This window comes from Streptococcus oralis (assembly GCF_003943395.1).
GTDB classification, from domain to species: domain Bacteria; phylum Bacillota; class Bacilli; order Lactobacillales; family Streptococcaceae; genus Streptococcus; species Streptococcus oralis_BF.
The window spans coordinates 128344-147004 of sequence record NZ_RJPJ01000004.1 but is presented as its reverse complement, the minus strand read 5'-3'; the positions used below and the strand labels follow the sequence as shown (position 1 = coordinate 147004).

Sequence of the window (18661 nt, the reverse complement as noted above, 5' to 3'; positions counted from 1 at the left end):
GTTTTAAGGAGGGTATTATGGGAAAGTTTCTAGAATTCGTCTTTAATCGTTTCTTTTTAGGAATGATTGCGACGGCTTTTTTCTGGTTATTGACACTAGCAGGAGGTGTGGTCTTTGGTTTGGCACCAGCTAGTGCAACTCTTATGAGTTTATATGCGGAGCACGGTTATACTTATCGAGCTTATAGTTTGAAAGAAGCTTGGGAATTGTATAAGAGTAACTTTGTCAAGAGTAACCTAGCTTTCTATAGTTTTGTGCTTGTAGATCTAGTCTTAGTCTATGGTTTGTACCTTTTGGTTCAATTGCCCCATCAGACTATTTTCCATCTCTTGGCAACCTTTCTCAATATCCTTGTTGTTGCCTTTGTTTTTTTGGCTTATACCGTTTCATTGAAACTCCAAGTTCACTATGAGCTCTCTTATCGAAATACTGTAAAACTCGCTCTTATCGGAATTTTTATGAATTTGCCTGCAATTGCCAAGGTTTTATTTGGTACGGTCATGCTTGTAGGAATTGGTTACTATATGCCTGCCCTCCTCTTTTTCGTAGGAATTGGTGTATGGCATTTCTTTATCAGTGATATGTTGGAACCCGTATATGAAAGTATCCATGAAAAATTGGCGACAAAATAAAATGAAGCCGTTCTGGCTCCACTCGCTCTTGCGCATCTATACCTTGGTGATGATTGTCATCATTGCAAGTTTTGCGGTCATGCTCTCCTATGCTGACTGGAGTTCCCGTGAAAAAGAAGCCCAGCGAGTAGCTCAACGTGTAACGACTCGAACAGTGAGTGAGATTGAATATTATCACAGGGAGTCGACTCAGCTAGCGCAGGAACTGGTTGAAAATCGAGCACGGATTGAAGGGATTTACAAGTATTTTAGTCTCAGTACATCGGATTATTTTTACTGGCTGTTGCAACGTAAAGCGTCTCCCTATGTCTCAGTATCCTTATATGAAAACATTGATGATTTGTATGTAAGAAATGACTTTGTGACAGGTGTTGCAATTGTTTTGCAAGACTACAAGGAAGTCTACGTTTCTACTAGAGAGAAACGTAGCGGGGAGAAAATTCTTGCTGAGGATTTCAAACCAGCAGCCAATAGTTTTGCCATACCAGTACTTGATCCTAACTCCGATCAGTCTCTAGGTGTTATCTACATTTCTTTATCGCAGGATGTACTTTACCAAGCAATTGATAATACTCGCGGCCTGATTCCTGTAGCCGTGACGATCACCTCCCCTTTTGATACTGAATTGTTTCATATAGGGGAAAATGTAGTAGCTGAACGGGAAAGTTGGATTGTTGGTTTGACATCACATGGCTATCAAGTCCAATCAGCAGTTCCAAAGGATTTTGTTCTTACTGGGACTTTAACTAGTTCCGCTGTCATTGTTGGTTTGAGTGGTCTCTTTATTATTATTTTATATGTGACCTTGAGGCAGACCTTCTCCAATTACCAAAAGCAGGTTGTGGATTTGGTAGAGTCTATCCAGGTTATTGCCCAAGGAGAAGAGGGACTTCGGATCGATACCTCTAAAAAAGACCAAGAGTTGCTTCTCATTGCAGAAACCACCAATGATATGTTGGATCGTCTGGAAAAGAATATCCACGATATTTACCAGCTAGAGCTAAGTCAGAAAGATGCCAATATGCGGGCCTTACAAGCTCAAATCAATCCTCACTTCATGTACAATACCTTAGAGTTTCTGCGCATGTATGCCGTCATGGAAAGCCAAGATGAACTGGCGGATATTATCTATGAATTTAGCAGTTTACTACGCAATAATATCTCCGACGAGCGGGAAACGACGCTGAAGCAAGAATTAGAATTTTGTCGCAAATACAGCTATCTCTGTATGGTGCGTTATCCAAAGTCAGTTGCCTATGGTTTTAAGATTGCACCCGAATTAGAAAATATGAAGATCCCCAAGTTTACGCTTCAACCATTGGTCGAAAACTACTTTGCCCACGGTATTGACCACCGCCGAACAGACAATGTGATCAGTATAAAGGTTTTGAAGGGCCAAGGTTTTGTTGAAATCTTAGTAGTAGACAATGGTCGCGGGATGACTGCTGAGAAACTAGCTAGCTTGCAAGAAAAACTAACTCAGAGAAGTTTTGAGCACGAGGCAAGCTACAGCGGGGAGCGACAGTCAATCGGAATAGTCAATGTACACGAACGCTTTGTCCTCTATTTTGGGGATCGCTACCAAATCAGTGTCGAGTCAGCTGAGCAAGAAGGTGTTCGTTACCGTATTACTATTCAAAATGAATAGAAAGGAAGGGAAATGTATAAAGTTTTATTAGTAGACGATGAGTACATGGTGACAGAGGGGCTCAAGCGATTAATCCCCTTTGAAAAATGGGATATGCAAGTCGTCGCAACAGCTAATCACGCAGATGATGCTTTGGACTATATTAAGAAAAATCCAGTAGATGTGGTCATTTCCGATGTCAACATGCCAGATAAGACCGGACTTGAGATGATTAGGGAAATGAAAGAGCTACTTCCAGATACCTATTATATCTTGCTGTCTGGTTATCAGGAGTTTGAGTACGTTAAAAAAGCCATGAACCTTAGTGTCGTGGATTATCTGGTCAAGCCAGTAGACAAGGTGGAGTTGGGCAATTTATTAGAAAAGATTGCGCAGCAGCTTCAGGAAAAGCTGGAGCAAAGTCAGACTCTCAGTCAAGAATTGGATGAGACAGGATTTACTAACTACCTGTCAGGTAAAGACAGCTGGTGGATTGGTCTATCCAAGGAAAAGCAGGGCTCTTTTACCATTCCTTACTATGTTTTGGGACAAGACTGGCAGATTTTTATCTCTGATCAACCACTAGATGGAATCGTAGTGACGCCTTTTGTAGCGCCCTACCAACAAGTCTTTGAAAAATGGAAGATCAACGCAGAAAAAGCCCTCTTTTACGGTTCTGTCAATCTAGAAAAATCCGAGAGTCTATTTGCTTATTACGAACCGATTTATCGCGTGATTATCCAAGGAAATATCAATCAAATCATTGAAGAATTAACCCTGCTAGAGAAGGTCGTTTTGGAGAATACGCCGCGCGTGGCTATCACCAAACAGCTCTTCACCCAGTTTGTCATGGATGTCTTCCACTTGTTTGAGCACTTAAAAGCGGATGATATGACCGAGATTGTCAAAGCCATCCATGCTATTAACTCCTTTAAAGAATTGGTTGCCTACATCAAAGAAACCTTGACCAAGTTCTTTGGCCAGTACCGCATGAATGAAAACGTGGTGAGTGTTCTAGAGGTTATCGGCCGTGATTATCAAAAAGAGTTATCACTTAAGGATATCAGCAAAGATCTCTTTATCAACCCTGTCTACCTCGGTCAGTTAATCAAGCGAGAAACCAACTCAACCTTCGCAGAACTGCTCAATAAACAGCGCATCAAGGCGGCGCAACAGCTCTTGCTTTCAACCAATGATAGTATTGAAGATGTTTGCTATGCTGTTGGTTACAGCAATGTTGGATATTTCTACAAGGTCTTCCGTAAATTGTGCGGAAAATCACCAAAAGCCTATCGCAAACAAGTCGAAAGTTCCCTGTAAAACTTGTATTTACATACAAAAAATGCTATAATGTTCAAAATACCTTAAGGAGGAAAAATTATGAAAAAGAAACCAATTTATCTTTGGGTTCTATTAGTCCTATCAGCATTGATTTCAGCTATGTCTTTGTTTGGAATACTAAGTCCAGTACCTAGTAAAGAAGCACTAGGTGCCAGTCAAGCACAAGTACAAGGTATTAGCGCTCAGCAGCTGGAGGATACGATTAATTATCTACATAAGACAGCTGAATTATCGCATTCGACTGTTAACATCGTTTTGATTATTTTATCTGCGATTTTAGTAGTCGCAGGTATTGTGCTCTTGGTTCGTAATCATTTGCAATATGCAAATTATTCTTACATTGCTTATGTTTTGCTTGCCATTGTTGGTTCGATTTATACTTACATGGGTATGCAAGATGCTGTACAAGCTATCCGTGATGAAACTTTGCGACTAGGGACAGAAGTCCTTGGAAAGGGAACAACGATTTTATTTGTTGTTATCAATGTCCTCTTCCTTGCCATTGTCTTTTACAAGATGTGGCGTCAACAAAAAGATTTGTCTGAGGAAGTCGAAACAGAAGAGCTCGCATAAGAGTTGACAAAAGGGAACTATCAAGTTACAATCTTGTTAGTTCTTTTTATATCGTAAACATAAAAATCGAGGTCAAAATGAAAAAAATATCCTTAGTGTATATCAGTTTGAGCGGGAATACAGAGAGTTTTGTAACCCGACTTAAGGACTATCTCTTGTCTCAGTACGAAGGGATTGAGGTCCAAAAGATTCATATCAAGGATCTGGTCAAGGAAGGTCAAGAATTCTTTGAGATGGATCACCCTTATGTCGCCTTTTTACCAACCTATCTAGAAGGTGGAAATGGTATCGATAACGGCGATGTTGAGATTTTAACGACTCCAGTGGGTGATTTTATCGCCTATGGAAACAATGCCAGTAAGTGTTTTGGGGTAGTTGGCTCTGGTAATCGCAATTTTAATAACCAATACTGTCTGACTGCCAAGCAGTACAGCCAGCGCTTTGGTTTCCCTGTATTGGCTGACTTTGAAATGAGAGGAATGCTGGGAGATATTAAAAAGGTCGCAGCGATTATCGCGGACTTATATGGATTGGACTCAGAAAGTTAGAATCGTTCAAGTAGGCAGTTGGATTTTCTCAACTGCCTTTTGAATGCAGAAAAAAGCACCCAGACGAGGGTGCTACTTTGTGAACTAACCTGCTTTTCCGATGGCAAGTGCATAGATAAAGAAGATGGCAAATCCAAAGAGGAAGATCAATCCTGCAATGGCGAGGAGTTTCAACCAAGAAGGAAGATTTTTATTTTCACCTGTGACCAAGACATAGTTCAAAAGGGCAAAGAATGGTGTTGTAAGAAAAGATCCAATCATGGCAAAGCGGAGCATGGTTGAAACTTGACCGGCAAAGAACTTGATGATGACGATACCGATGATAGCTGTGATGGTCATCCAGATGTTCAAAGATTTACGATTATCCTCTTTTTGATTTGCCAAGAGTTGAAGGGAGGCCTGATTGACACGTGAATAGCCATCGATGACAGTAATGACTGTTCCAAAGATACAGAGGAAAGCGATGAAGGTAATCAAATATCAAGACCATTCGCCAAGGACAGAGGCATACATGCCCACAAATTGCGAGATGTATTTGGCTGAAGCTGCTTCAACTGCTTGTCCTGTAGGATACTGAATCAGTGCTCCTAGTGCCACAAAGAATACAGCTAGGATAGCAGTTCCAATGTAACCAATGTTAAAGTCAAAAAGAGCATCCTCTGTATTAAAGTTGACGGTCTTTTTCTTTTCGGCTGACCAAAGTGAGTTGATAGCTGAAATTTCAATAGGGGCAGGCATCCAGCCTAGAAGGGAAACGATAAAGGGTAGGGCTGCCATTTGCCAAGGTGTTTTCTCGATAAAATCAGAGCTGTATTCTGGGTGCTTAACGGCAGCAATGATGACGGCAAGAACAGTTGCAATAGTCAAGGCAGACATGATCCATTTTGCCATACCGTCCAATAGTTTGTAGCCCCCAAAGAGCAACATAGCCCAAATGACCGCAACAAGGATAAGGGACCATTGAGTGATGCTAAGACCAATCATTGGAAAGGCGCTAGCGATGATGGCTGAGCAAAGGATGGCAACACCGGCAGTATTGACCAAGGCAGAAAAGACATTGAGAATAAAGAAAATCCAGAGATAGAGTTTTCCTTTTTCGGCATAACCTTCGACCAAGGTCTTTCCAGTGTCTGCTGTGTATTCAGCACCAAAACGGAAAAATGGATATTTAAAAACATTGGCTAAGATGACCAAGAGAAGCAGCAACCATCCATAAGAACCACCGGCTTGAGTGGAGGATACGATGTGAGAACCTCCGACTGCAGCGGAAGCCATTAGGATCCCGGGTCCAATTGCTTTTAGCTTGCTTGTCCAGGTAGACTGGTGTGATGAAGTAACTTGTGACATAAAACAATCTCCCATTGTTAAATTTTCAGAATAATCTGAATAGGTAGCTACTATTCTACAAGAAACTTATGAGAAATGTAAGAGAATTTTTGAAAAATTTAGAAAATTTCAGAAAAATCATATGAAAGATATGATTATCACAAGGAAATGGTATTGATGAGAGTAAAAAATCCGAGAAAAAAACTTCTCGGATTCCCTTATTTCAATTGCTCAGTGATTTCCTTAGAAAGCAGGAGTCCCAAACGGTAACCTTTATTGATGTAGTCAATCACATCATTGATATTTTCCGTTGTTTGGATCCTTTCGCGTATGTCTGTTTTGAAAGCTTCGTCCCTCAGAAGCTGTTCCTGAAGGAGTTGTTGAAGTTTTTCTTTTTCGTATTTATTGATAAGAAATAGAATGACAAGGCTAATGACAACTAAGATATAAGCGTATTGGTTCATAAAATCTCTCCTGGTTTGATAAAAAAGTTGATGGCATAAGAAAAGCGAAAGAAATTTTCGCTTTTCAACTAAGTGATTAGACTAGCGGAACAGGTATCCGACAGATAAAACAAGACGGTCTTGCCCTTTAACTGAAAAGTCCGTCCAATTCTAATGAAGACTAGTAAAGCGTTTAGGCAATTCGCCATAGTTACGACGTATTGTAATAGAAATCGATGTTATTTCTATTACAATACTAGTGAAGCAGTTAGCTAGTCCGCATACTAAGCGGCTAGCGTCTAACAATTAGGAACTTTAGTTCCAATTGTTAGTACTGAATCACATCTTCTCTGGCGCTTCTACTCCAAGCAAGCGAAGAGATTCTTTGAGAACGACTGCAGTTGCGTAGCTGAGGGCTAGACGACTGTCACGCTCTGGACTTTCATCTAGGATACGAGTGTGGGCATAGTATTTATTGAAGGCTTGAGCCAGGTTGATTGCGTACTTAGCAATGAGCGATGGATCATAGTTAACAGATGCGCGTTTGATGACACGGGCAAAGTCTTGGAGAAGTTTGATAATTTCCCAGCTTTCAGCATCATTTAGACTGTAACTTGCTTGAGCATTTGGTTGGAAGTCTGCTTTTCTAAGTAGAGACTGAATACGAGCGTAAGCGTATTGGATGTATGGACCAGTCTCTCCTTCAAAGGAAACCATAGCTTCGAGGTCAAAGTCATAACCATTTCTGCGGTCCGTTTTGAGGTCGTAGAATTTAACAGCTCCCACTCCGACAGCTTGGGCAACCTGTTCCTTGTTTTCGAGGTCAGGATTTTTCGCTTCGATTTGTGCTTTGGCACGGCTGATAGCTTCCTGAAGGGTAGGTTCGAGCAGGATGATATTTCCTTTACGAGTAGAGAGCTTTTGACGATTTTTGGTTACCAAACCGAAGTCTACGTGAATCATATCATCGCTCCAGTCAAATCCCATTTTTTTCAAGACGGCTTTTAACTGTTTAAAGTGGTTAGACTGCTCTTGACCAACTGCGTAGACATTTTTAACAAAATTGTAAGTACGTGCACGGTAGATAGCTGTTGCAATGTCACGTGTGATGTAGAGGGTAGCGCCATCTGATTTTTTAATCATAGCAGGTGGCAAATCAAAATCATCCAAGTTGACAATGCTAGCTCCGCGTGACTCCTCTAGCAAACCTTTTTCTTCAAGGATTCGCACGGCTTCGTCCATCTTGTCATTATAGAAGGCTTCCCCGTTTAAGCTGTCAAATTCAACGTTCAACAGTTTGTAGATACGGTTGAACTCAACCAAACTTTCGTCACGGAACCATTGCCAGAGTTGAGTTGCTTCTGGATCGCCATCTTCCAATTTTTTAAACCAGAGACGTCCTTCATCATCAAGAGCTGGATCATTTTCGATTTCAGCATTGATGCGAACGTACAATTTCAACAGTTCGTCGATTGGATTAGCTTCTACGGCTTCCTTACTTCCCCATTTTTTATAAGCAACCATGAGAAGACCAAACTGTTTACCCCAGTCTCCAAGGTGGTTGATTTTAATAGTGTTGTAGCCCATTTTCTTAAAGATATTAGAAAGAGCATCTCCGATAACAGTTGAACGTAAGTGACCTACTGAGAAAGGTTTTGCGATGTTTGGACTTGATAGGTCAATCGTGATATTTTGCTCTTTGCCTTCCGTTTGTTGAGCGTAGTCAGATCCTTTTTCGATGATCTCTTTGATAACTGCTCCAGAAATGGCAGCTTTATCAAGGAAGAAGTTGACGTAAGGGCCAGTTGCAACAACTTTTTCAAAGGCTTGGCTGTTGATTTTTTCAGCGATTTCAGCAGCAATCATTTGGGGGGCTTTGCGTTCGACTTTTGCAAGTGAGAAAGCAGGAAAAGCGATATCTCCCATGTCAGAGTTTTTTGGTTGTTCTAGTAAATTTAAAATAGCCTCTTGATCTAGGCTATCGATGACGCTAGCCAATTCACTAGCAATCAGTTTTTTTGTACTCATAAGTAGGCTCCTTTTGGACTTTTATTCTATTTTATCATAAATTTAGTGAAAGAAGAAAGATTTTTTTGAATTATTCAGTTTTTTTGGTATAATTATATCTAAAAATAAACCCGAAATCGGTTATAAATATTCATGTAAGAGGTTGATATGAGAAAAAAAGAACGACACCAGTTGATTAAAAAGATGATCACTGAGGAAAAACTAGCTACACAAAAGGATATCCAAGATCGCCTAGAAGTTCGGAATGTCTTTGTGACGCAAACGACCTTGTCTCGCGACCTGCGCGAGCTCGGCTTGATCAAGGTTAAGAAAAATGGTATGGTATATTATGTGCTAGCGAATGAAACAGAAAAGATTGATTTGGTAGAGTTTTTGTCGCATCATCTAGAAGGGGTTGCGAGAGCAGAGTTTACTTTGGTACTTCATACCAAGTTGGGAGAAGCAGCTGTCTTAGCAAATATTGTTGATGAAAATAAGGACGAGGCGATTTTAGGAACAGTTGCGGGAGCCAATACCTTACTGGTTATTTGTCGAGACCAGCATGTTGCCAAGCTCATGGAAGAGCGTTTGCTAGATTTAATGAAGGATGAATAGGGTTTTGGGACTTGTTCCCAAGCCTTATTTTTGACAAGGAGAGAGCCAATATGACGACAGAAAAACTATCACCTGGTATGCAGCAGTATGTGGATATTAAAAAGCAATATCCAGATGCTTTTTTGCTCTTTCGGATGGGTGATTTTTATGAGCTATTTTATGAAGATGCGGTCAATGCGGCGCAGATTTTAGAGATTTCACTGACCAGTCGTAATAAAAATGCAGAAAATCCGATACCCATGGCTGGTGTTCCCTATCATTCTGCCCAGCAGTATATCGATGTTTTGATTGAGCAGGGCTATAAGGTGGCTATTGCCGAGCAGATGGAAGATCCCAAACAAGCAGTTGGAGTGGTTAAGCGCGAGGTGGTTCAGGTCATCACACCTGGAACGGTCGTCGATAGCAGTAAGCCGGATAGTCAGAACAACTTTCTGGTTGCTCTAGATCGTGACGGCAATCAATTTGGTCTAGCTTATATGGACCTGGTGACGGGTGATTTTTATGCGACGGGTCTATTGGACTTTACCCTCGTTTGTGGGGAAATCCGCAACCTCAAGGCTCGTGAAGTGGTGCTGGGTTATGATTTGTCTGAGGAAGAAGAACAAATCCTCAGCCGTCAGATGAATCTGGTGCTTTCCTATGAGAAAGAAGGTCTTGAGGACATCCATTTACTGGATTCACGACTGGCAGCTGTGGAGCAAGCGGCAGCTAGTAAGCTGCTCCAGTATGTTCACCGAACTCAGATGCGGGAATTGAACCACCTCAAACCAGTTATCCGCTATGAAATCAAAGATTTCTTACAGATGGACTATGCGACCAAGGCTAGTCTGGATTTGGTTGAGAATGCCCGTTCAGGTAAGAAGCAGGGGAGTCTTTTCTGGCTTTTGGATGAAACCAAAACAGCTATGGGTATGCGGCTCTTGCGTTCTTGGATTCATCGTCCCTTAATTGATAAGGAACGAATCGTCCAACGTCAAGAGGTGGTGCAGGTCTTTCTTGACCACTTCTTTGAGCGCAGTGATTTAACAGACAGTCTCAAGGGAGTTTATGATATCGAACGCTTGGCTAGTCGGGTTTCGTTTGGCAAGACCAATCCCAAGGATCTCTTGCAATTGGCGACCACCTTATCTAGTGTGCCAAGGATTCGTGCGATTTTAGAAGGAATGGAGCAGCCTGCTATCTCCTATCTCATCGCACAGTTGGATGCCATTCCAGAGTTAGAGAGCTTGATTAGCGCGGCGATTGCTCCTGAGGCCCCTCATGTGATTACAGAAGGTGGCATTATTCGAACTGGATTTGATGAGACCTTGGATAAATACCGCCGTGTCCTCAGAGAAGGGACTAGCTGGATTGCTGAGATTGAGGCTAAGGAGAGAGAAAACTCTGGTATCAGCACGCTCAAGATTGACTACAATAAAAAAGACGGCTACTATTTCCATGTGACCAATTCGCAACTGGGGAATGTGCCAGCCCACTTTTTCCGCAAGGCGACGCTGAAAAACTCGGAACGCTTTGGGACTGAAGAATTAGCCCGTATCGAGGGAGATATGTTGGAGGCGCGTGAGAAGTCAGCCAACCTAGAGTACGAAATCTTTATGCGTATCCGTGAGGAAGTCGGCAAGTACATCCAGCGTTTGCAGGCTTTAGCTCAAGGAATTGCGACAATTGATGTCCTGCAAAGTTTAGCAGTTGTGGCTGAAACCCAGCATTTGATTCGACCTGAGTTTGGAGAGGATTCACAAATCGCTATCCAGAAAGGTCGTCATGCTGTCGTCGAAAAGGTCATGGGAGCGCAGACTTACATTCCCAACAGTATCCAGATGTCAGAAGATACCAGCATTCAGCTGATTACAGGGCCAAACATGAGTGGGAAGTCTACCTACATGCGTCAGCTAGCCATGACGGCGGTTATGGCCCAGCTAGGCTCTTATGTGCCAGCAGAAAGTGCTCATTTGCCAATTTTTGATGCGATTTTTACCCGTATCGGAGCGGCAGATGATTTGGTTTCAGGTCAATCAACCTTTATGGTAGAGATGATGGAGGCCAACAATGCCATTTCGCATGCGACCAAGAACTCTCTCATTCTCTTTGATGAATTGGGACGGGGAACTGCGACTTATGACGGGATGGCTCTGGCCCAGTCCATCATCGAATACATCCATGAACATATCGGAGCCAAAACCCTCTTTGCGACTCACTATCATGAGTTGACTAGTCTGGAATCCAGTTTGGAACACTTGGTCAATGTTCACGTGGCAACCTTAGAACAGGATGGGCAGGTGACCTTCCTTCACAAGATTGANCCCGGACCTGCCGATAAATCCTACGGTATCCATGTTGCTAAGATTGCTGGCTTACCGGGAGAACTTTTAGCAAGAGCGGATAAGATTTTAACGCAACTGGAGAGTCAGGGACAAGAAAGCCCAACTCCGATGAGACAAACAAGTGCCGTCACGGAACAGATTTCTCTCTTTGATACGCCAGCAGAACATCCTATCCTAGCAGAATTAGCTCAACTGGATGTGTACAACATGACACCTATGCAGGCTATGAATGTCTTAGTTGAGTTCAAACAAAAATTATAAAAAGAATCCCACTCGCGCCTTTGTGAGTGGGTTTTTCTCTATTACTTTTTATGGGCCAAAAGTTGATTGATGTGGTCCACTTTTTTAGCTTCTCTTTTATAGAGGATAGTCCAGATGATAAGGTAGACAATCGCAAACTCTGGAATGAGTTGGAGATAGAAAATCCAGTGGAAGGGGAACCAACCAGCCAGAGTTGCTAGTGGAACAAAGCCAGCCAGCATGAGGAAGAAATGGGAAAGTGTGGCACGGAGCAAGCTCCAGTCACGGCTGAATAAGCGACTGCCAAAGCTAAAGAGAACGCCGATAGCTGACCAGATAATCGTGCAGTAGAGCAAGACCAGAGCACCGTGAACCTGATGTTGCACCATCGCTTGGCCGATGAGAGACTCGGGGCTCAGTGGGGCATAGGTATTTGGTGCATAAATGAGTGAAAATAGGATAGAGAGGATGAGGCCGATGAGTACACCAGTGGCTGCATCGTGAAAGATTTGTTTTTTCATAGTTCTAATTTCTCCTTGATGGTTTTTAGGTAACGGCGAGATGAGTAAGTAAAGCTTTCGTTTTTGAGAAAGATTTCGACCAGGCCGTTGGGGGTTAGCTTGAGATGAGAGATAGCGTCAATATTAACGATTTCTGATTGGGAAATTTGGATAAAAGTGGTCGGCAGAATGTCAAGCACTTGATAGAGTCGCAAATCAATGGTGTAGGTCTGAGATGCAGTTTCTGCTAGAACCTTCCGATTCTCGATATAGAAGCGTTGTATATTACCAATCTTAACTAGATAAACCTGATCATCAATCTTTCCTTTGATTGTTTCTTTTTGGTCAAGATTTTCTGCGAACTCGATGACTTTCTGGACTTTTTCGGTCGGCTGAGGAGTTTGGACAATCAGCTTTTCCTCCTCGTAAGTCTCCTTAATCTGTAGTTCTACTTTCATAAATTTCCCTCCTTTTCAGTTATACAAGGTTGTGATCACTTCTTGTACACCTTTATTAAACACTATTTTACGACCCATAGCAAGAGCTTTTGCCTATGTGGAGAGATTTGGAGTCTATGTGGTATTTGCTTTTTCTGATAGTATCTGAAATATGGTATAATAACACTAATCAATTTCTAGGAAAATAGATACAGAAAGGGGCTGAAAGATGTCTCATATTATTGAATTGCCAGAGGTGCTGGCAAACCAGATAGCGGCAGGAGAAGTCATTGAACGTCCTGCAAGTGTGGTCAAAGAGTTGGTAGAAAATGCCATTGACGCGGGTTCTAGCCAGATTATCATTGAGATTGAGGAAGCTGGTCTTAAGAAAATTCAAATCACCGATAATGGTCATGGAATTGCCCACGATGAGGTGGAATTGGCCCTGCGTCGTCATGCGACCAGTAAGATAAAAAACCAAGCAGATCTCTTTCGGATTCGGACGCTTGGTTTTCGTGGTGAAGCCCTGCCTTCTATTGCTTCTGTCAGTGTTCTGACTCTGTTGACGGCGGTGGATGGTGCGAGTCATGGGACCAAGCTCGTCGCGCGTGGGGGAGAAGTTGAGGAAATCATCCCAGCGACTAGTCCTGTAGGAACCAAGGTTTGTGTGGAGGACCTCTTTTTCAACACGCCTGCCCGTCTCAAGTATATGAAGAGCCAGCAAGCGGAATTGTCTCATATCATTGATATTGTCAACCGTCTGGGCTTAGCCCATCCTGAAATTTCCTTCAGTTTGATTAGTGATGGAAAGGAAATGACACGAACAGCTGGAACTGGTCAACTGCGTCAAGCCATCGCAGGAATTTATGGCTTGGCGAGTGCCAAGAAGATGATTGCTATTGAAAACTCTGACTTAGATTTCGAGATTTCAGGTTTTGTTTCTTTGCCGGAGTTGACTCGAGCTAATCGCAACTATATCAGCCTCTTCATCAATGGCCGTTATATCAAGAACTTCTTGCTTAATCGTGCTATTTTGGATGGTTATGGAAGCAAACTCATGGTAGGCCGTTTTCCACTGGCCGTGATTCATATCCATATTGACCCTTATTTGGCAGATGTCAATGTGCATCCGACCAAGCAAGAGGTGCGAATTTCCAAGGAAAGAGAGCTAATGGCGCTGCTTTCAGAGGCTATTTCAAATAGTCTCAAGGAACAAGCCTTGATACCTGATGCTTTAGAAAATCTTGCCAAGTCGACCGTACGCAATCGTCAAAAGGTAGAGCAGACCATTCTCCCACTCAAAGAAAATACGCTCTACTATGAAAAAACAGAACTCTCAAAACCCAGTCAAGTTGAGGTGGCTGATCATCAGGTAGAATTGACTGAGGAAGGGAAAGATTTGACCTTATTTGCCCAGGAAACCTTGGACCAGTTGACCAAGCCAGCAAAACTGCATTTTGCAGAGAGAAAGCCTGCTAACTATGACCAATTAGACCATCCAGAGTTAGACTTAGCCAGTCTTGATAAGGCTTATGACAAGCTGGAGCGAGAGGAAGCATCCAGCTTCCCAGAGTTGGAATTTTTTGGACAAATGCACGGGACTTATCTCTTTGCCCAAGGGCGAGATGGGCTCTACATCATAGACCAACATGCGGCGCAGGAACGGGTTAAATACGAGGAATACCGAGAAAGTATTGGCAATGTTGACCAGAGCCAGCAGCAACTCCTAGTGCCCTACATCTTTGAATTTCCTGCGGATGATGCCCTTCGTCTCAAGGAAAGAATGCCTCTTTTAGAAGAAGTGGGTGTCTTTCTAGCAGAGTACGGGGAAAATCAATTTATCCTGCGTGAACATCCTATTTGGATGGCCGAAGAGGAAATCGAATCTGGTATCTATGAGATGTGTGACATGCTCCTTTTGACCAGGGAAGTTTCTATCAAGAAATACCGAGCAGAGCTGGCTATTATGATGTCCTGCAAGCGGTCTATCAAGGCCAATCATCGCATCGATGACCACTCCGCTAGACAACTCCTCTATCAGCTCTCTCAATGTGACAATCCTTACAACTGTCCCCACGGACGCCCGGTTTTGGTGCATTTCACCAAGTCGGATATGGAAAAGATGTTCCGACGCATTCAGGAGAATCATACCAGCCTCCGAGAGTTGGGGAAATATTAAGAACACAAAAAGCCTTTGTTCCTTTTCGAACAAGGCTTTTTAGTTTTTCTAAAGTGAGAACTTGATTGGACATGGGCAGCTTGACACGAAGTTTACACTTGCTTGACAAGACCAGTTCTTAAAAATATTGCGAAAACTCAATTAGGTGATTCAAGGTTTTGTAGAGTCGTCTTTGTCGGAAGGATTCTCAAGACCAATCACTTTATCAAGATAACGTTGTTTGGTTTTGAGAGTCTTGTTGATAGCAATAGCTGAAGCAATCAAGAGAACAAAGGTTAGCCAGATCCAAGCAGTGAATTCGGCTGGGAAACTAGAACCGGCTAAAAAGAGATAGATAGCCAGAGCTAAGACGAAAATATAAATCACTTGCCAGAGACCATAGGATTTAACCTCTTTATAGTAGTTGTCCTTGTCTTCCTCCAAAATCACTGCCGTGGAAGATTTTTCAGAGTTTTCATCCAGTAGTAGATAGTCAGTTGTCACTTGGAAAATCTTGCTTAATTCAATGATTTTTTCGATTTCTGGAAGGACTTGTCCAGACTCCCATTTTGAGATGCTTTGCCGAGAAACATTGATTTGTTCAGCTAGCTTTTCCTGGGACCAACCTTTTTCCTTTCGGAGCTCAAATAGTTTTTCTGCGAGTTTCATCATTCTATCCTCCTTTTTCTACCTCTATCCTAACAATTTTTACTTATAATGAGAATACAATCTCTTGTACTATTTGTCAACCAGAGGTTGCACCTTTTGTTGCAGTCTGTCTCGAGGAAATATGGTATACTAGATAGGCAAAATAATGGAGAAAAAATTATGTACGAATATCTTAAAGGAATCATTACCAAAATCACTGCTAAATACATTGTCCTAGAGGCGAACGGTATCGGTTATATCTTGCATGTAGCCAATCCCTATGCTTACTCAGGTCAGGTTAATCAAGAAACTCAAATTTATGTGCATCAAGTTGTCCGTGAGGATGCCCATCTGCTTTACGGCTTTCGCTCAGAAGACGAGAAGAAGCTCTTTCTCAGTCTGATTTCGGTCTCTGGGATTGGTCCTGTATCAGCTCTTGCTATTATCGCTGCCGATGACAATGCTGGCTTGGTTCAGGCGATTGAGACTAAGAACATCACCTACTTGACCAAGTTCCCTAAAATTGGCAAGAAAACAGCCCAGCAGATGGTGCTGGACTTGGAAGGCAAGGTAGTTGTGGCTAGTGATGACCTTCCTGCCAAGGTGGCAGTTCAAACAAGCGCTGAAAACCAAGAACTGGAAGAAGCTATGGAAGCCATGTTGGCACTGGGCTACAAGGCGACTGAGCTCAAGAAAATCAAGAAATTCTTTGAAGGAACGACGGATACAGCAGAGAACTATATCAAGTCGGCCCTTAAGATGTTGGTCAAATAGGAGATTTTTATGACAAAACGCTGTGGTTGGGTTAAAATGAACAATCCTTTATATGTGGCCTATCATGATGAAGAGTGGGGCCAACCCCTTCATGATGACCGTGCTCTTTTTGAGTTGCTCTGTATGGAGACTTATCAGGCTGGTCTGTCTTGGGAAACGGTACTAAACAAACGCCAAGGATTCCGAGAAGTATTTCACCACTACCAAGCCCAACGTGTCGCAGAAATGACAGATGGGGAGTTGGAAGCTTTGTTAGATAATCCAGCCATCATCCGAAATAGAGCCAAGATTTTTGCGACGCGTGCCAACGCTCAAGCATTTTTACAAGTCCAGGAAACCTACGGTTCCTTTGATGCCTACCTCTGGTCTTTCGTCGATGGAAAAACGATCGTGAATGATGTTCCTGACTATCACCTAGCACCTGCTAAAACAGCCTTGTCTGAAAAGTTATCTCAAGATCTCAAAAAACAAGGTTTCAAGTTCACAGGTCCAGTCGCAGTTTTGGCTTTTCTACAAGCAGCAGGTCTAGTTGACGACCACGAGAATGATTGTGAGTGGAAGGGGAGATAAATGATGTCTAATAAACATAAGGGAATCCTTATTTTTGCGATTCTTTATACTGTTCTCTTTGTTTTTGATGGTGTTCACCTCTTTGATTTTCTGTTGTCGACTTCGACTACAAATTATCTAGCCTATACAGGAATTTTTCTATATGGATGTTTCTTGTTTAAATCAGAGTTGATTCAAAAATGTAATGAAATCAAAGTGTCCTCAAGAAATTTTTGGTTAGGAGTGTTGAAATATTTGCTCCTTCTCTTTCTGATGACCTTCTTCTTTGCCTCCCTATCAGGGATATTGCGGCAGACACTGGGACTGGATGGAGTAGGGCAAAATGAGACCAATATTCAAAATACGTTTCGCAGTCAGCCCCTTCTTTTGCTGCTCTTTTCCTGTGTGGTTGGTCCTGCGGTAGAAGAACTCTTTTTCCGTCAGGTGTTATTGCATTGGTTAGGAAAATATCTGTCAAGCTGGTTAAGTATTTTTTTAGTCGGTCTTGTTTTTTCCCTGACACATATGCATAACTTGTCTTTATCAGAGTGGATCAGTGCAGTAGGTTATCTAGGTGGCGGCCTTGCCTTTTCTATTATTTATGTGAAAGAAGAGGAGAATATCTACTATCCCCTACTTGTTCATATGTTAAGCAACAGCCTCTCCTTAATCATTTTAGCTATCAGTAGTATGTGATGAAAATGCCAGTAATGATAGTGAGAAAAAAGCTGAGAAATTATCCTCAGCTTTATTTGTTATAGTCAAAGCGAATGACTTGCTCCTGTGTATCTACATAGGCGTGGACTCCAAAGGGAACAATGGCTCTTGGAGTTGCGTGGCCGACATTCAGATTATAGACAATTGGGATATTGCTGTCAATGATATCCAATAGTGCCTCTCTATAGTCATCATAGAAAGTTTCATCCATAGGTTTTCCGACCAGGAGTCCACTGATGACCGCGAATATCCCAGTTTCCTTTAAAGTCTGCAACATCTTTTTGAAATATTCTGGCTCAGGCTTTTCTTCGCTTGTCTCTAGCAAGAGGATTTTTCCTTTCCAGTCGGATAAGTCAGGGAAGAGTTTGTACTTTTGGCAGAGAACTGTGCTGTCTGCGTATCGAGAATTGTCAAATATATCATAGAGAGATTCAAGGCAACCTCCGAGAATTTCTCCCTCAAACTGGGTATTTCCTTGTAACAAATCAAAGCCTGTATTTACATGACTGATACGAGCTGTTCCCAGGGCCTTGGGACTAAAGTCAGTCCTTTCCTCATACCAAAGGTCGCTAGGGCGGATTTCTGAAATTCTCCCAGTCTCGATCAGTTCTTTAAAGTAGTGGAGGCTATAGGGCAACATCTCCTTGTCCAATTCACAAATGTCTGCTAGAAAAGATTGGCCATAAAAAGTCTTGACCCCTAGTTTATGCAACATAAGGTGGTTCATGGTTGTATCCGAGAAGCCAAGAAAAATCTTTGGCTTGATAACCTTTTGAAGCTGATCGTTTTCAAAAAGATAAGGTAGCAAACGATAGGTATCATCCCCACCGATGGCGCATAGGATTATGTCGATGCTATCGTCCGAAAAGGCCTGCATCAAATCCTCTGCACGTGCTTCAGGATGGTCCTTGATAAAGTCTAACCCTTTTAGCGAATGGGGCAGAAAGACAGGATTGAGTCCCAAATCCTTGAGACGTTGGAGACCCAAATCGACTTCGTGTTTGACAAAATCCTCTCCGATAACACCGCTAGACAAACTAACAATACCAATAGTAGAAACCATATCTCATCCTCCTAGAAATAGATTGAGCCTATTTTATCACAAAAGATGAGAGAAAACTATAAGAATGAGACTCAGAAGTTCTGTCGGATATCAAGAAAGCAAGTGAAAAAGCAACCGCCTGTGCAGTTGCTTTTCGTTT

General features: G+C 42.3%; 17 protein-coding genes and 1 pseudogene. 11 read left to right on the top strand and 7 right to left on the bottom strand.

Annotated elements, in window-relative coordinates:
* The first annotated feature begins 17 nt into the window (after positions 1 to 17).
* The 5 genes from D8802_RS04650 (at position 18) to nrdI (ending at position 4721) form a co-directional block, all read left to right on the top strand.
* The gene (locus D8802_RS04650; RefSeq protein ID WP_000514454.1) at positions 18 to 632 is read left to right on the top strand and encodes a YesL family protein; all 615 of its coding nucleotides are present in this window, start codon (positions 18 to 20) and stop codon (positions 630 to 632) included.
* Positions 610 to 2280: a sensor histidine kinase gene (locus D8802_RS04645; RefSeq protein WP_125394959.1), complete on the top strand. Its 1671-nt coding sequence runs from the start codon at positions 610 to 612 to the stop codon at positions 2278 to 2280. Before D8802_RS04650 ends, D8802_RS04645 begins: the two co-directional genes overlap by 23 nt.
* 12 nt (positions 2281 to 2292) lie before the next feature.
* Positions 2293 to 3579 (top strand): response regulator transcription factor, encoded by a 1287-nt coding sequence (locus tag D8802_RS04640; protein WP_125394958.1) that lies wholly within the window; start codon positions 2293 to 2295, stop codon positions 3577 to 3579.
* A 60-nt stretch (positions 3580 to 3639) separates the two neighbouring features.
* Positions 3640 to 4173 (top strand): ABC transporter permease, encoded by a 534-nt coding sequence (locus D8802_RS04635; protein ID WP_125394957.1) that lies wholly within the window; start codon positions 3640 to 3642, stop codon positions 4171 to 4173.
* 77 nt (positions 4174 to 4250) lie between these two features.
* Positions 4251 to 4721: a class Ib ribonucleoside-diphosphate reductase assembly flavoprotein NrdI gene (nrdI, locus tag D8802_RS04630; protein ID WP_125394956.1), complete on the top strand. Its 471-nt coding sequence runs from the start codon at positions 4251 to 4253 to the stop codon at positions 4719 to 4721.
* Between the two features lie 84 nt (positions 4722 to 4805).
* Here the strand turns inward: nrdI and D8802_RS04625 are convergent.
* From D8802_RS04625 to argS, 3 genes and pseudogenes are all read right to left on the bottom strand, one after another.
* Positions 4806 to 6068 (bottom strand): annotated as a pseudogene (locus D8802_RS04625) (NRAMP family divalent metal transporter).
* Positions 6069 to 6265: 197 nt separating this feature from the next.
* Complete coding sequence (locus D8802_RS04620; protein ID WP_125394955.1) at positions 6266 to 6511, bottom strand: MarR family transcriptional regulator; 246 nt, start codon at positions 6509 to 6511, stop codon at positions 6266 to 6268.
* 318 nt (positions 6512 to 6829) lie between these two features.
* On the bottom strand, positions 6830 to 8518 hold the full coding sequence (gene argS, locus D8802_RS04615; RefSeq protein WP_125394954.1) for an arginine--tRNA ligase: 1689 nt from the start codon (positions 8516 to 8518) through the stop codon (positions 6830 to 6832).
* Positions 8519 to 8665: 147 nt separating this feature from the next.
* On the opposite strand from argS, the gene argR reads away from it, so the two are divergent.
* Positions 8666 to 9112 carry an arginine repressor gene (argR, locus tag D8802_RS04610; RefSeq protein ID WP_125394953.1) on the top strand — a complete coding sequence of 149 codons (447 nt, stop codon included), beginning with the start codon at positions 8666 to 8668 and terminating at the stop codon, positions 9110 to 9112.
* Between the two features lie 50 nt (positions 9113 to 9162).
* Positions 9163 to 11697 (top strand): DNA mismatch repair protein MutS, encoded by a 2535-nt coding sequence (gene mutS, locus D8802_RS04605; protein ID WP_125394952.1) that lies wholly within the window; start codon positions 9163 to 9165, stop codon positions 11695 to 11697.
* A 41-nt stretch (positions 11698 to 11738) separates the two neighbouring features.
* Here mutS and D8802_RS04600 read toward each other — a convergent pair whose 3' ends face one another.
* Together D8802_RS04600 and D8802_RS04595 are read right to left on the bottom strand one after the other, a co-directional pair.
* On the bottom strand, positions 11739 to 12197 hold the full coding sequence (locus tag D8802_RS04600) for a DUF3021 domain-containing protein (protein WP_125394951.1): 459 nt from the start codon (positions 12195 to 12197) through the stop codon (positions 11739 to 11741).
* Positions 12194 to 12634, bottom strand: coding sequence for a LytTR family DNA-binding domain-containing protein (locus D8802_RS04595; protein ID WP_125394950.1), 441 nt, complete (start codon positions 12632 to 12634; stop codon positions 12194 to 12196). Before D8802_RS04595 ends, D8802_RS04600 begins: the two co-directional genes overlap by 4 nt.
* Positions 12635 to 12842: 208 nt before the next feature.
* Between D8802_RS04595 and mutL the strand changes: the two genes are divergently transcribed.
* Complete coding sequence (gene mutL / locus D8802_RS04590) at positions 12843 to 14792, top strand: DNA mismatch repair endonuclease MutL (protein ID WP_125394949.1); 1950 nt, start codon at positions 12843 to 12845, stop codon at positions 14790 to 14792.
* Between the two features lie 150 nt (positions 14793 to 14942).
* On the opposite strand, the gene D8802_RS04585 is transcribed toward mutL, so the two are convergent.
* The gene (locus tag D8802_RS04585; RefSeq protein WP_125395000.1) at positions 14943 to 15440 is read right to left on the bottom strand and encodes a helix-turn-helix domain-containing protein; all 498 of its coding nucleotides are present in this window, start codon (positions 15438 to 15440) and stop codon (positions 14943 to 14945) included.
* A gap of 159 nt (positions 15441 to 15599) precedes the next feature.
* On the opposite strand from D8802_RS04585, the gene ruvA reads away from it, so the two are divergent.
* The 3 genes from ruvA to D8802_RS04570 are packed head-to-tail and all read left to right on the top strand — an operon-like array spanning position 15600 to position 17438.
* Positions 15600 to 16193, top strand: a complete 594-nt coding sequence (gene ruvA / locus D8802_RS04580) for a Holliday junction branch migration protein RuvA (RefSeq protein ID WP_000273410.1) — start codon at positions 15600 to 15602, stop codon at positions 16191 to 16193.
* A gap of 9 nt (positions 16194 to 16202) precedes the next feature.
* Positions 16203 to 16763 carry a DNA-3-methyladenine glycosylase I gene (locus tag D8802_RS04575; RefSeq protein ID WP_125394948.1) on the top strand — a complete coding sequence of 187 codons (561 nt, stop codon included), beginning with the start codon at positions 16203 to 16205 and terminating at the stop codon, positions 16761 to 16763.
* Positions 16764 to 17438 carry a CPBP family intramembrane glutamic endopeptidase gene (locus D8802_RS04570; RefSeq protein ID WP_185758196.1) on the top strand — a complete coding sequence of 225 codons (675 nt, stop codon included), beginning with the start codon at positions 16764 to 16766 and terminating at the stop codon, positions 17436 to 17438.
* A 52-nt stretch (positions 17439 to 17490) separates the two neighbouring features.
* Here the strand turns inward: D8802_RS04570 and D8802_RS04565 are convergent, their stop codons facing one another.
* The gene (locus D8802_RS04565; RefSeq protein WP_125394946.1) at positions 17491 to 18522 is read right to left on the bottom strand and encodes a S66 family peptidase; all 1032 of its coding nucleotides are present in this window, start codon (positions 18520 to 18522) and stop codon (positions 17491 to 17493) included.
* Between the last annotated feature and the right edge of the window lie 139 nt (positions 18523 to 18661).